The 12,399-nt window shown below is 75.0% G+C and carries 14 protein-coding genes; 12 read left to right on the top strand and 2 right to left on the bottom strand.

Translation table 11 applies throughout. The features are described 5' to 3' along the window. The first annotated feature begins 3 nt into the window (after nucleotides 1-3). From H6H00_RS27200 to pyk, 8 genes are all read left to right on the top strand, one after another. Nucleotides 4-1,539 carry an anthranilate synthase component I gene (locus H6H00_RS27200; protein WP_185718500.1) on the top strand — a complete coding sequence of 512 codons (1,536 nt, stop codon included), beginning with the start codon at nucleotides 4-6 and terminating at the stop codon, nucleotides 1,537-1,539. Beyond that, on the top strand, nucleotides 1,536-2,090 hold the full coding sequence (locus H6H00_RS27195; protein ID WP_185718499.1) for a Trp biosynthesis-associated membrane protein: 555 nt from the start codon (nucleotides 1,536-1,538) through the stop codon (nucleotides 2,088-2,090). Before H6H00_RS27200 ends, H6H00_RS27195 begins: the two co-directional genes overlap by 4 nt. A gap of 1 nt (nucleotide 2,091) precedes the next feature. Further along, the gene (gene trpC, locus H6H00_RS27190; protein WP_185718498.1) at nucleotides 2,092-2,976 is read left to right on the top strand and encodes an indole-3-glycerol phosphate synthase TrpC; all 885 of its coding nucleotides are present in this window, start codon (nucleotides 2,092-2,094) and stop codon (nucleotides 2,974-2,976) included. Nucleotides 2,977-2,990: 14 nt separating this feature from the next. Continuing rightward, nucleotides 2,991-4,343, top strand: coding sequence for a tryptophan synthase subunit beta (gene trpB, locus H6H00_RS27185; protein ID WP_221775682.1), 1,353 nt, complete (start codon nucleotides 2,991-2,993; stop codon nucleotides 4,341-4,343). Next, entirely contained in the window at nucleotides 4,340-5,146 is an 807-nt protein-coding gene (gene trpA / locus H6H00_RS27180; RefSeq protein ID WP_185718497.1) for a tryptophan synthase subunit alpha, read from the top strand. The genes trpB and trpA overlap by 4 nt, the downstream gene beginning before the upstream one ends. A gap of 102 nt (nucleotides 5,147-5,248) precedes the next feature. Continuing rightward, nucleotides 5,249-6,235: a prolipoprotein diacylglyceryl transferase gene (gene lgt, locus H6H00_RS27175; RefSeq protein ID WP_185718496.1), complete on the top strand. Its 987-nt coding sequence runs from the start codon at nucleotides 5,249-5,251 to the stop codon at nucleotides 6,233-6,235. A 2-nt stretch (nucleotides 6,236-6,237) separates the two neighbouring features. Further along, the gene (locus H6H00_RS27170; RefSeq protein ID WP_185718495.1) at nucleotides 6,238-6,873 is read left to right on the top strand and encodes a DUF2461 domain-containing protein; all 636 of its coding nucleotides are present in this window, start codon (nucleotides 6,238-6,240) and stop codon (nucleotides 6,871-6,873) included. A gap of 60 nt (nucleotides 6,874-6,933) precedes the next feature. Beyond that, on the top strand, nucleotides 6,934-8,355 hold the full coding sequence (pyk, locus tag H6H00_RS27165) for a pyruvate kinase (RefSeq protein WP_185718494.1): 1,422 nt from the start codon (nucleotides 6,934-6,936) through the stop codon (nucleotides 8,353-8,355). Here pyk and H6H00_RS27160 read toward each other — a convergent pair. Together H6H00_RS27160 and H6H00_RS27155 are read right to left on the bottom strand one after the other, a co-directional pair. Then, nucleotides 8,352-8,549, bottom strand: a complete 198-nt coding sequence (locus H6H00_RS27160) for an SRPBCC family protein (RefSeq protein ID WP_185718493.1) — start codon at nucleotides 8,547-8,549, stop codon at nucleotides 8,352-8,354. The two genes, pyk and H6H00_RS27160, sit on opposite strands and share 4 nt — an antisense overlap. After that, nucleotides 8,546-8,833: an ArsR/SmtB family transcription factor gene (locus H6H00_RS27155; protein ID WP_185718492.1), complete on the bottom strand. Its 288-nt coding sequence runs from the start codon at nucleotides 8,831-8,833 to the stop codon at nucleotides 8,546-8,548. The genes H6H00_RS27160 and H6H00_RS27155 overlap by 4 nt, the downstream gene beginning before the upstream one ends. Nucleotides 8,834-8,891: 58 nt before the next feature. Between H6H00_RS27155 and H6H00_RS27150 the strand changes: the two genes are divergently transcribed. The 4 genes from H6H00_RS27150 (at nucleotide 8,892) to H6H00_RS27135 (ending at nucleotide 12,379) form a co-directional block, all read left to right on the top strand. Then, nucleotides 8,892-9,800, top strand: coding sequence for an acyl-CoA thioesterase (locus H6H00_RS27150; protein ID WP_185718491.1), 909 nt, complete (start codon nucleotides 8,892-8,894; stop codon nucleotides 9,798-9,800). Nucleotides 9,801-9,954: 154 nt separating this feature from the next. Then, nucleotides 9,955-10,545 carry a DUF3558 domain-containing protein gene (locus tag H6H00_RS27145; protein ID WP_185718490.1) on the top strand — a complete coding sequence of 197 codons (591 nt, stop codon included), beginning with the start codon at nucleotides 9,955-9,957 and terminating at the stop codon, nucleotides 10,543-10,545. 101 nt (nucleotides 10,546-10,646) lie between these two features. Then, nucleotides 10,647-10,979 (top strand): hypothetical protein, encoded by a 333-nt coding sequence (locus tag H6H00_RS27140; RefSeq protein ID WP_185718489.1) that lies wholly within the window; start codon nucleotides 10,647-10,649, stop codon nucleotides 10,977-10,979. Then, a complete protein-coding gene (locus H6H00_RS27135; RefSeq protein WP_185718488.1) occupies nucleotides 10,976-12,379 on the top strand; it encodes a hypothetical protein in 1,404 nt (467 codons plus the stop codon). Before H6H00_RS27140 ends, H6H00_RS27135 begins: the two co-directional genes overlap by 4 nt. Nucleotides 12,380-12,399 lie beyond the last annotated feature (20 nt).

The raw sequence follows: 12,399 nt of genomic DNA, 5'->3' as shown, positions 1-12,399 counted from the left end.
CCCATGACCGCACTGTTCTCGGCCCCCACCCTGGGCGCGGTCACCCCCAGCCGTGAGGAGTTCCGCGCGCTGGCGGCGGGGCACCGGGTCATCCCGGTCTCCCGCCGCCTGCTCGCCGACGACGAGACCCCCGTCGGGGTCTTCCGCAAGCTGGCCGGTGACCGTCCCGGCACGTTCCTGTTCGAGTCCGCGGAGAACGGGCGGTCCTGGTCGCGCTGGTCGTTCGTGGGTGCGCGGTCCGCGGCGGCGCTGACCGTCGTCGACGGGGAGCTGACCTGGACCGGCGACGTGCCGGCCGGGCTCCCCACCGAGGGCGACCCGATCGCGGCGCTGCGCACCGTCGTCGAGGAGCTGCACAGCGAGCCGCTGCCCGGGCTGCCGCCGCTGACCGGGGGGATGGTCGGGTACCTCGGCTACGACGTCGTGCGCCGGCTGGAGCGGCTCCCGTCGCTCGCCGAGGACGACCTGGGCATCCCCGAGCTGGTGATGCTGCTGGCCACCGACCTGGCCGCGGTCGACCACCACGAGGGCACGATCACGCTGATCGCCAACGCGATCAACTGGGACGCCTCCGACGAGCGCGTCGACGAGGCCTACGACGACGCCGTCGCCCGGCTGGACCGGATGACCGGGGAACTGGCCGCCCCCGCCCCGTCGACGGTCGCGGTGTACGCGCCGGCCGAACCCGACTTCGTCCGCCGCCGCACCCCCGCGCAGCACCACGCCGCCGTCGAGGTCGCCAAGGAGCAGATCCGGGCCGGGGAGGCGTTCCAGGTCGTCGTGTCGCAGCGCTTCGAGACCGCGTGCGACGCCGACCCGCTCGACGTCTACCGCGTCCTACGCGCCACCAACCCCAGCCCGTACATGTACCTGCTCAACCTGGAGGCCGCCGACGCGAGCCGCTTCCACATCGTCGGGTCCTCCCCGGAGGCGCTGGTCACGGTCGTGGACGGGGTCGCCACCACGCACCCCATCGCGGGCACGCGCTGGCGCGGGGCCACCGAGGAGGAGGACCTCCAGCTCGAGAAGGACCTGCGCACCGACGAGAAGGAGCGCGCCGAGCACGTCATGCTCGTCGACCTCGGGCGCAACGACCTCGGGCGCGTCTGCGATCCCGGCACGGTCAAGGTGCACTCGTTCTTCTCGGTGGAGCGCTACAGCCACGTCATGCACCTGGTGTCGACGGTGACCGGGCGCCTGCGCCGCGACCGCAACGCCTTCGACGCCGTGACGGCCTGCTTCCCCGCCGGCACGCTGTCCGGGGCGCCGAAGCCGCGCGCGATGGCGATCATCGAGGAGCTGGAGCCGACCCGGCGCGGGCTCTACGGCGGGATCGTCGGCTACCTCGACTTCGCCGGCAACGCCGACACCGCGATCGCCATCCGCACCGCGCTCGTCCGCGACGGGGTGGCGTACGTGCAGGCCGGGGGCGGGATCGTGGCCGACTCCGACCCGGTCGCCGAGGACACCGAGTGCCTGAACAAGGCCCGCGCGGTGCTGTCGGCGGTGGCGACGGCGGCCACGCTGCGACCGGCGTGACCGCGACCGGAGCGGCCGGGGAGCCCCGGTCCCCGCGCACCCTCGGCCTGGTCTGCGCCGGGCTGGTCGCCGCGGCGGCCGCGCTCTGGGGCGCCTCGCAGGCCGTCTGGTACCGCGTCACGACCGCGGTGGCGGGCGGCGGGCGGCAGGTCGCCGACGTCACCGGCGCCGACGCCCTTCCCGCGCTCGGCGGGGTCGCGCTGCTGGCACTGGCGGGGGTGGCGGGCGTCGTCGCGACCGGAGGGCTGGTGCGCCGCGCCGTCGGGGTGCTGCTGGTGCTGGCCGGGGCCGCGGTCGCCGTGGGGGCGGTGACGTCCGCCGTGCCCCCCGGCGACGTCCCGACGTCGACCACGCCCGCGTGGTGGCTCGCCGTCCTCGGCGGCGCGCTGCCGGTCGTCGTCGGGGCCGTCGTGCTGGTCCGCGAGCGCCGCCTGCCGCGCCTCGGGGCCCGCTACGCCGCCCCCGGGGCCCGCCCGGCGCCGACCGATCCCGACCGCGCCGCCTGGCAGGACCTCGACGCCGGTCGGGACCCGACGGCGGGGCCTGACTAGCATGACCGGCGGGATCCAGACCGGTAGGTGCGATCCGGAAGGGGGGCGATACCGCGTGGACCACAGCTCTGCAGGCGGAAGTGTCCTCGAGTCCATCGTGGACGGGGCACGCGCCGATCTCGCGGTGCGGGAGGCCGCCGTCGACTTCGCCGAGATCAAGCGGCGCGCCGCCGCGGCCGCCCCGGCCCGCGACGTCATGGCCGCGCTGCGCGCCCCGGGCATCGGCGTGATCGCGGAGGTCAAGCGGGCCAGCCCGTCGAAGGGGTCGCTGGCCTCCATCGCCGACCCGGCCGAGCTCGCGGCGTCCTACGCCGAGGGCGGTGCGCGGGTCATCAGCGTGCTCACCGAGGAGCGGCGCTTCGGCGGCTCGCTCGCCGACCTCGTGGCCGTGCGCGCCGCCGTCGACGTGCCGGTGCTGCGCAAGGACTTCATCGTCAGCCCGTACCAGGTGCACGAGGCGCGGGCCTACGGCGCCGACCTGGTGCTGCTGATCGTCGCCGCGCTGGAGCAGAACGCGCTCGACTCCCTGCTCGACCGCGTCGAGTCCCTCGGGATGACCGCGCTCGTCGAGGTGCACACCGAGGAGGAGGCCGACCGCGCGCTGGAGGCGGGGGCCAAGGTCATCGGCGTCAACGCGCGCAACCTGCACACCCTCGAGGTCGACCGCACGGTGTTCGGGCAGATCGCGCCCGGCCTGCCCAGCGACGTCATGCGGATCGCCGAGTCCGGCGTGCGCGGCCCGGGCGACCTGCTCACCTACGCCGGATGGGGCGCCGACGCGGTGCTCGTCGGCGAGGGGCTGGTCACCAGCGGCGACCCGCTCGCCGCGGTGCGCGGCCTGGTGGCGGCCGGCTTTCATCCCTCGTGCAGCCGGATGGTCCGCTGACCTAGGGTTCCGGTGTGAGCACCACAGCGCAGGCCAGCGAGGGCATCGAGACGCCCTCGGGACACGAGCCCGACGACCGCGGGCACTTCGGGCGCTACGGCGGCCGATTCGTCCCCGAGGCACTGGTCGCGGCGCTCGACGAGCTCGAGGTGGCCTACGAGAAGGCCCGCGGCGACCGGGAGTTCCTCGACGAGCTCGACCGCCTGCACCGCGACTACTCCGGCCGGCCCTCGCCGCTCACCGACGCCACCCGGCTCTCCGGGCACGCGGGGGGCGCCCGGATCCTGCTCAAGCGCGAGGACCTCAACCACACCGGCTCCCACAAGATCAACAACGTGCTGGGTCAGGCGCTGCTGACCAAGCGGATGGGCAAGACCCGCGTCATCGCCGAGACCGGGGCGGGCCAGCACGGCGTCGCCACGGCCACCGCGTGCGCGCTGATGGGCCTGGAGTGCGTCGTCTACATGGGCGAGGTCGACACCGAGCGCCAGGCGCTCAACGTCGCCCGGATGCGGCTGCTCGGCGCCACCGTGGTCCCGGTGAAGACCGGGTCGCGCACGCTCAAGGACGCGATCAACGAGGCCCTGCGCGACTGGGTCACCAACGTCGACGAGACGCACTACCTGCTCGGCACGGTCGCCGGGCCGCACCCGTTCCCGATGATGGTGCGCGACTTCCACCGGATCATCGGGCTGGAGGCGCGCGAGCAGGTGCTCGCCCGCACCGGCCGGCTGCCCGACGCGATCGCCGCCTGCGTCGGCGGAGGGTCCAACGCCATCGGGATCTTCCACGCCTTCCTAGACGACGCCGACGTGCGGCTGGTCGGCTTCGAGCCGGGCGGTGACGGCGTGGAGACGGGGCGGCACGGGGCCACGCTCACCGAGGGGTCGCCGGGCGCGCTGCACGGGGCGATGAGCTACCTGCTGCAGGACGAGGACGGGCAGACCAGCGAGTCGTACTCGATCTCCGCGGGGCTCGACTACCCCGGCGTCGGCCCGGAGCACGCGCTGCTCAAGGACATCGGCCGCGCCACCTACGAGCCGGTCACCGACGCCGAGGCGATGGACGCGTTCGCGCTGCTGTGCCGCACCGAGGGGATCATCCCGGCGATCGAGTCGGCGCACGCCATCGCCGGTGCGCTGCGCCTGGGCCGCGAGCTCGGCCCCGAGGGGGTCGTGCTGGTGAACCTGTCCGGGCGCGGCGACAAGGACGTCGACACCGCGGCGAAGTGGTTCGGCATGATCGCCGAGGGGCAGAGCGCGGCCGACGCGAGCGGCACGGCGATCGCGGAGGGCGCGACGGCCGACCGCACGCTGGCCGACGAGCCGTCGCCCGCGGGTTCGGACACGGGGGGCGTGCAGTCGTGAGCGGTGTCGGAGCGGTCTTCACCTCGTGCCGGGACCAGGGACGGGCGGCGCTGATCGGGTACCTGCCCGCGGGCTACCCGACCCTCGACGGGTCCGTCGAGCTGCTCGACGCCATGGTCGAGGGAGGGTGCGACCTGCTGGAGATCGGCGTGCCCTACTCCGACCCCGTGATGGACGGACCGACGATCCAGGCCGCCGCCGAGACCGCGCTGCGCGCCGGGTTCCGGCTGCGGGACGTCCTGACGGTCGTCGAGCGCGTCACCGCGGCCGGGGGCCGGGCCGTCGTCATGACCTACTTCAACCCGGTCCTGCGCTACGGCGTCGACGCGTTCGCCCGCGACCTCGCCTCCGCCGGTGGGCTCGGCCTGATCACCCCGGACCTCATCCCCGACGAGGCCGACGAGTGGCTGGCCGCCTCCGACGAGCACGGCCTGGACCGGATCTTCCTGGTCGCGCCGTCGTCGACGGAGGAGCGGGTCGCGTCCACCACGGCGGCGTCGCGCGGGTTCGTCTACGCCACCTCGGTCATGGGCGTCACCGGCGCCCGGGACGCGGTGGGCGGGGCGGCACCGGGCGTCGTCGCCCGCTGCCGCGCGCACACCGCGCTGCCGATCGGTGTCGGGCTCGGGGTGCGGTCGGGGGAGCAGGCGGCGGAGGTCGCGGGGTTCGCCGACGGCGTCATCGTCGGGTCGGCGTTCGTCACCGCGGCGGAGACCGGCGGCGTCGACGGGGTGCGGGCGCTGGCGCAGGAGCTGGCGGCCGGGATCGCGAGCGCGGGCGACCGGGCCCCGACCCCGGCCTGACCGCGGCCCGCCGGGTCCGCGCACCGGCCCGGTCCCGGGCGCGGCACCCGCGCGGTGTGTGCGGGCGCGGTCGCCGTCGGGCGGGGCGCTAGCGTGGGTGCCGTGAGCCCTGTCGTCACCGCCGTGCTGGCCGCCATCCCGAGCCCCGACCGCGGGGTGTGGATGCTCGGTCCGATCCCGATCCGGGCCTACGCGCTGTGCATCATCGCCGGCATCGTCGTGGCGGTCACCTGGAGCGAGCGGCGGTTCGTCGCGCGCGGGGGAGAGGCCGGGGTCGTCACCGACGTGGCGGTGTTCGCGGTGCCGTTCGGCCTGGTCGGCGGGCGGCTCTACCACGTCGCCACCGACTGGCAGACCTACTTCGGCCCCGGCCGCAACCCGATCGAGGCCCTCTACATCTGGCAGGGCGGCCTGGGGATCTGGGGCGCGGTGGCGCTCGGGGCGGTCGGGGCGTGGATCGGGTGCCGCCGCCGCGGCGTGCCGCTGCCGTTCTTCGCCGACGTCGTGGCGCCGGGCATCGTCGTGGCGCAGGCCATCGGCCGGCTCGGCAACTGGTTCAACCAGGAGCTCTACGGCGGCCCGACGACGCTGCCGTGGGGCCTGGAGATCTACGAGCGCGTCGACCCGGCCACCGGTGCCCCCGACCCGCTCAACGGCGTCGCGCTCGACACCACCCCGATCGGCGTCTTCCACCCCACGTTCCTCTACGAGCTGCTGTGGAACCTCGCCGTCGCCGCACTCGTCGTGTGGGCCGACCGGCGCTTCCGGCTCGGGCACGGGCGGGCGTTCGCGCTCTACGTCGCGGCGTACTGCGTGGGCCGGTTCTGGATCGAGCTCATGCGCACCGACCCCGCCACCGAGGTGTTCGGCGGGATCCGGATCAACAACGTCGTCTCGGTGGTCGTGTTCCTCGCCGCGACGGCGTACTTCGTGCTGGCCCCGCGCGGCCGGGAGGTGCTGCCCCCGGCCCGGGCGGACGACGACCCCGACGCGGAGCCGGACGCCGCGGCGGAGCCGGCGGTCGACCTCGACAAGCGGGACCCCGTCGATCCCGAGCCCGACCCCGCGCCGTCCGAGCGCACGTCCTGACCGTGGCGTTCTCCGGGTTCGGCGAGTACTCCGTCGAGTTCTACGACGGCCTGCTCGCCGACAACTCGAAGGCCTACTGGACCGACCGCCGCGAGGTCTACGAGCGCGACGTCCGCGGCCCGATGCTCGAGCTGCTCGCCGCGTGCGAGCCGGAGTTCGGCACGGGCAAGGTCTTCCGTCCGTACCGCGACGTGCGGTTCTCCGCGGACAAGACGCCGTACAAGACGCACTGCGGGGCCACGGCGGGCGAGTTCTACGTCCAGGTCGGCAGCGACGGGCTGCTGGCCGCGGGCGGCTACTACTGGATGGCGCCGGACCAGGTGGCGCGCTTCCGCACCGCCGTCGACGACGAGCGCCGCGGCACCGACCTGCAGGCCCGCCTCGCGGCGCTGGAGGGCGCCGGCATCACCATCGCGGGGGAGAAGCTCAAGACCCGCCCGCGCGGGGTCGACCCCACGCACCCGCGCCTGGACCTGCTGCGGCACAAGGGCCTCTACGGGTGGCGCGAGTGGCCGCCGGACGACGTCCTGCACGAGCCGGGGGCGCTCGACCGCGTCGTCACGACGTGGCGGGCGCTGGGCCCGCTGACCGAGTGGCTGACCGACCACGTGGGCCCCAGCGACCAGCCGCGCCGCTGACCGAAGAGTTCACGCAGGGCCTTCCTGATCGTTCCAGAGAACGGTCTAGACTCCGAGCCTGTGACCCGTCGCACCAAAATCGTCTGCACCATCGGTCCCGCCACCGCGACCCCGGACCGCATCCGGGAACTCGTGCAGGCGGGGATGGACGTCGCCCGGCTGAACTTCAGCCACGGCAACCGGGACGACCACAAGCGCGTCTACGAGATGGTCCGCGAGGCGGCCGACGCCGAGGGCCGGGCCGTCGGCATCCTCGCCGACCTCCAGGGCCCCAAGATCCGCCTCGGCCGCTTCGCCGCGGGCCCCACCGAGTGGCGCACCGGCGAGGAGGTGCGGATCACCGTCGAGGACGTCGCCGGCACCCACGACCGCGTCTCCACCACCTACAAGGGCCTCGCCGCCGACGCCCGCCCCGACGACCGCCTGCTCGTCGACGACGGCAAGGTCGGCCTGCGGGTCACCGCCGTCGAGGGCCTCGACGTGGTCTGCCGCGTCACCGAGGGCGGTCCGGTCAGCGACAACAAGGGCATCTCGCTGCCCGGCATGAACGTCTCCGTGCCCGCGATGAGCGAGAAGGACATCGCCGACCTGGAGTTCGCGCTCGACCTGCGCGTCGACGTCGTCGCGCTGTCGTTCGTGCGCAGCCCGGCCGACATCGACCTCGTCCACAAGATCATGGACGCGCGCGGCGCGCGGCTGCCGGTCGTCGCGAAGCTGGAGAAGCCCGAGGCCGTCGACAACCTCGAGGCCATCGTCCTGGCCTTCGACGCGGTGATGGTCGCCCGCGGTGACCTCGGCGTCGAGCTCCCGCTGGAGCACGTGCCGCTGGTGCAGAAGCGCGCCATCCAGATCGCGCGGGAGAACGCGAAGCCGGTGATCGTGGCGACCCAGATGCTGGAGTCGATGATCACCAACTCGCGCCCGACCCGCGCCGAGGCCTCCGACGTCGCCAACGCCGTGCTCGACGGCGCCGACGCGGTGATGCTCTCCGGCGAGACCGGCGTGGGCCGCTACCCGATCAAGACGGTCCGCACGATGGCGCAGATCATCGAGGCCGTCGAGGACGGGCCGGTGACCGTCCCGCCGCTCAACCACGTGCCCCGCACCAAGCGCGGCGTCCTGTCCTACGCCGCGCGCGACATCGGCGAGCGGCTCTCCGCCCGCGCGATCGTCGCGTTCACGCAGTCCGGCGACACCGTGCGGCGCCTGTCGCGGCTGCACACCCGGCTCCCGCTGCTGGCCTTCACCCCGACGCCCGAGGTGCGCAGCCAGCTCGCGATGAGCTGGGGCGTCGAGACGTTCCTGGTCGACTTCGTGCAGTCCACCGACGCGATGGTGCGCCAGGTCGACCACGCGATGCTGTCCATCGAGCGCTTCCAGCCCGGCGACCTGGTGGTCATCGTCGCCGGCTCGCCGCCCGGCACCGCGGGCTCCACGAACCTCATCCGGGTGCACCGCCTGGGCGAGGAGGACATGGGCTAGCCGGCCAGCGGGGCGCCCGTCTCCAGCAGCGACTCGAGGTCGCTGAGGACCCAGGCGTGGCCCCCGCCGCCCGGGCAGTCGACCGTCCCGGTGACGACGGCGGCGAGCTTCGGCGAGCCCTCCAGCTCGTGGGTGATCCGGGATGCCGGTTCGGCCGCGGTGCCCGGGTCCATGAGCATCCGGAACGTCGTCACGAGCCGCCGCGGCGGGTCGGCCTGAACTTGCCGATCCACCGGTCGTGGACCAGCCGGATCGGCACGGGGTTGAGGAAGTGCAGCTTCTCCCGCCCCGACTTCCTGCTGACGACGAGACCCGCGTCCTCCAGCACCTCGAGGGGCTTCATGACGCCGAACCTCGACATCTCCAGGTCGGACTCGAGCTCGGTGGGCGTGCGGCCGTCACGCGCGAAGAGCCGGTCGAGCAGGTGGCGACGGGTCGGGTCGGCGAGTGCCTGGAAGACCCGGTCGTCGTCGTCCACGGGACGAGATAGGTGACCGAAAGGTCACGTGTCAAGGTCGGGCCGGTGTCCTGAGAGGATGCCCGTCGTGACCACCACCCAGCCCGAACCCGAGCTCGCCGCCGACGGCATGCCGCGCGGCCAGGCCGTCCTCGACGCGCTGGTCGAGCTGCTCGACCTCGAGACGCTCGAGACCAACCTGTTCCGCGGCGTCAGCCCGCCGCAGAGCCCCACGCGGGTGTTCGGCGGGCAGGTCGCCGCGCAGGCGCTGGTGGCGGCCGGGCGGACGGTGCCCGACGACCGCGAGGTCCACTCCCTGCACGCCTACTTCATCCGCCCCGGCGACCCGCGCATCCCGATCGTCTACGAGGCCGAGCGGGTCCGCGACGGGCGCTCGTTCACCACGCGCCGCGTCCTCGCGATCCAGCGCGGCGAGGCGATCTTCTCGCTGTCGGCGTCGTTCCAGCTGCCGCAGGAGGGGCTGGAGCACAGCACCCCCGCCCCGGTCGACGTGCCCGCCCCGCTCACCCTGCCCGACCTCGGCCAGCGCGTCGCCGAGGGCCGCGGCGCCGGCTGGATGAGCCAGATCCCGCGGCCGCTGGACATGCGGTTCGTCGACGACCCGGTGTGGTCCGACCAGCGCGTCTCCGCCTCCGAGGAGCCGAACCGGGTGTGGATGCGCGCCGACGGCCGCCTGCCCGACGACCGCCTGCTGCACGTCTGCCTGCTCACCTACGCCAGCGACCTCACGCTGCTGGGCTCCGTCCTCGCCCGCCACGACCGGCCCGAGCAGCCCGCGCAGATGGCGAGCCTGGACCACGCGATGTGGTTCCACCGGCCCTTCCGCGCCGACGAGTGGCTGCTCTACACCACCTTCTCGCCCGCGGCCTCCGGCGCCCGCGGCCTCGCGACCGGCCGCTTCACCACCGAGGACGGCACCCTCATCGCCACGACGGTGCAGGAGGGGCTGGTGCGGGTCCCGCGCTGAGCCCGCCCCGCCCGCCCGCGCTCACCACCCGGCCCGGGAGCACCGCGCAGGCCGGGAAGCGCGGCGCAGACCGCCGGCGGTCTGCGCGGTGACCACGGGGTCTGCGCGGTCGGAACGACCGCCCGGACCGACCCCCTCGCGCTACCGTTCCCGCGTGCGACGGGTGGCGGTGGTGCTGGTCGGGGTGCTGCTGTGCGGTGCACTGGCCGGGTGCGTGCGGGAGACGGTGGGTGCCGGAGCGTCGCCGGCTCCCGAGTCCCCGGCCACCGAGGTCCCGCTGCCGCCGAGGCCCCGGGACATCGACATCCGCGGCGTCGACCCGTGCGCGCTGCTGACCGAGGAGCAGCGGGCGGAGCTGGGGCTGGACGGCGAGCCGACGTACGACGTCCAGCGCTCGCCTCTGTTCGACGGACCGGAACCGGCCTGCACGATCAGCGGGTACGAACCGGCCTTGGCGGTGGGGGTGGCGCTCCCCTACGACGGCCTGGGTGTAGATGCGTTCGCGCCGGCGCGGGTGAGGGGGACAGTTGCTGCGTTGGAGGTGCAGGGATTCCCGGCTGTCCAGGCTGATCCGGTAGGCGCGCTGAAGTCCTGCACGGTGGTCGTCGATGTCGGTCCCGGTGCGGCACTGAATGTGCAGTACCGCGACGGAAGCGGGCAACCTCCCATCCCGACCGAGGAGCTGTGTCCCGGAGCCCGCGCCGCGGCCGATTCGGCGATGCGGACGCTCCTGTCCCTCGTCTGATCGTCAGCCGTTCGCAGGTGCACACGGCTGCACAGAACGGCTCCGCACGCCGAAGCCGACGATCTAGCCTGCGCGGGCTCGCCGACAGCCAGGGAGGTCCGATGCCTGACTATCCGCCGATGACCCTGCGGGTCGAACCGCGTGCGTTCCTGAGGATGCGGTCCGCGTACGAGGCCGCGCTGGACGACCTTCGGGCGGAGCTGCGCCGACTCGATGACGTGGGTCGACTCAGGGGCCCCTGGCTGGGCGACCCGGTCAGCCAGAAGACCCTCGAGTTCTACAACCGGCGGGTGATGGAGGCCCCGGACGGGCCCTACCACGCTCTGCTGGCCTACGAGGCGGAGCTCGTCCGGGTGCGCGACCAGCTCGCGGCGATGGAGGCCGAGTACCGCCGCACCGAGGGCGAGAACGCCGAGCTGCTGGGGCGGTTGTGACCGGACCGCTGACCTGGCAGGGGCTCGACCACACCGCTCTCCACGAGGCCGTCGTGAACGGCGGGCTGGGGCCGGCGGTGTCGATGGACGCCGAGCAGCAGTGGCGGCGGATGGGGAAGCTGATCACCGAGATCGAGGGTCGGCTCAGTGCGGCGGTGCGGGAGAGCGAGTCGGAGTGGACGGGCGCCGCGGCCGACGCGGCCCGCACCGGGATCAGCCCGCTGGGCCGGTGGGCCGTGGACGCCGCGCAGGATGCGGCGAACACGGCGGAGGCCGTCACCGCCCACGCGTACGGGGCCGCGACCCTGCGCCGCCAGCTGCGCGACAACCCGCCCGTGCCACCCGAGACGATCATGCAGGCGCTCGAGCGCAACGCCACCTACGGCCCGCAGGGGGCGACACCGGCGGACCTGGCGGTGGTGCAGGCCGAGCAGGCCCGCCGCGACGAGGCCGCGGCGAAGGCCGTCGCCGACGCCCGCGTCTACGAGAACATCGGCTTCGAGTCCCGGCGCACGCTGGACTTCTGGTCCGTGCCCCCGACCGTCACGGTCGAGCCGGCGGCGGGCCCGGGCGGTGGGCCGTCGGGTGCGGGCGGGCCGGTCGGCCCCACCGTCGGGGCGCCGGCCGAGGTGCCGGTCGCCGCGACCGGTCGGGCCGGGGACGCACCCGGTGTCGGCGGGGCGGGAGGCGCCGGGAACGTGTCGAGCGGTGGAGCCCTCCTGGGCGGCGGGGCGGGACCGGGCGGCGAAGCGGGGCAGGGCGGCGGAACGGGGCGGGCCGGCGGGAACGGGCCGGGCGGTGGCGCGGGGCCGATCGCCGGCACGGGGCCGGGCGGGCGGGCGCCGGGGGACGCGGCCGGACGGCCGGGAACGCCCGGCCCGGGGAGTCTCGGACGGGGGCCGGGCACGGCCGGTGCGGCCGCCGGGCGAGCCCCGGCCGCAGCGCCGACCGGGCGCCCCCCGCGGGCGGCGGGGCGGGGAGCGGGATCCGGGCGGGAGCGCCGTCGCCCGGCGGTGGCGCCGGCCTGCTGCCGAGCCCGGTCGGCAGGCCCGCCCCGTCACCCGGCGGCCGCGGTACCGGCCCGGGTCCGTGGAGCCGCGCGGCCGAGCCGCGGGCGGGCGGGCCGGTCGCCCCGGGAGCACCGCAGCGCCCGGCGTCACCGGGCTGGCGCAGCGTGCTGCTCCCCGCCGAGCCGCCGCCGCGGGCGGCCGGGGAGACCGCCGGGCGCCCGGGGTCCGGGGGAGCGGCCGCCGGGGCGCGGACCGCGCCGTCGCACGGGGTGTACCCCCCGACGGCCGGTGCAGGGGGCGGCGGGCAGGGATCGGAGCGGCGGCGCCCGGCCTACCTCGTCGACGACTCCGACGCGTTCGTCGACCGGCGCTGGGTCCAGCCCGCCGTGATCGCGCCCGGTGACCTCGTC

Origin of the sequence: Pseudonocardia petroleophila (assembly GCF_014235185.1) — a bacterium.
GTDB lineage: Bacteria > Actinomycetota > Actinomycetes > Mycobacteriales > Pseudonocardiaceae > Pseudonocardia > Pseudonocardia petroleophila.
Note: the sequence above shows the minus strand (reverse complement) of the source record. Positions and strands in the feature narration are given on the sequence as shown.

Excerpts from the sequence above, each read along its gene's own strand:
- H6H00_RS27200 (WP_185718500.1), top strand. The coding sequence starts at position 4 with ATGACCGCACTGTTCTCGGCCCCCACCCTGGGCGCGGTCACCCCCAGC.
- trpC (WP_185718498.1), top strand. The coding sequence starts at position 2,092 with ATGACCGGCGGGATCCAGACCGGTAGGTGCGATCCGGAAGGGGGGCGA.
- H6H00_RS27150 (WP_185718491.1), top strand. The coding sequence starts at position 8,892 with ATGCCCGTCGTGACCACCACCCAGCCCGAACCCGAGCTCGCCGCCGAC.
- H6H00_RS27140 (WP_185718489.1), top strand. The coding sequence starts at position 10,647 with ATGCCTGACTATCCGCCGATGACCCTGCGGGTCGAACCGCGTGCGTTC.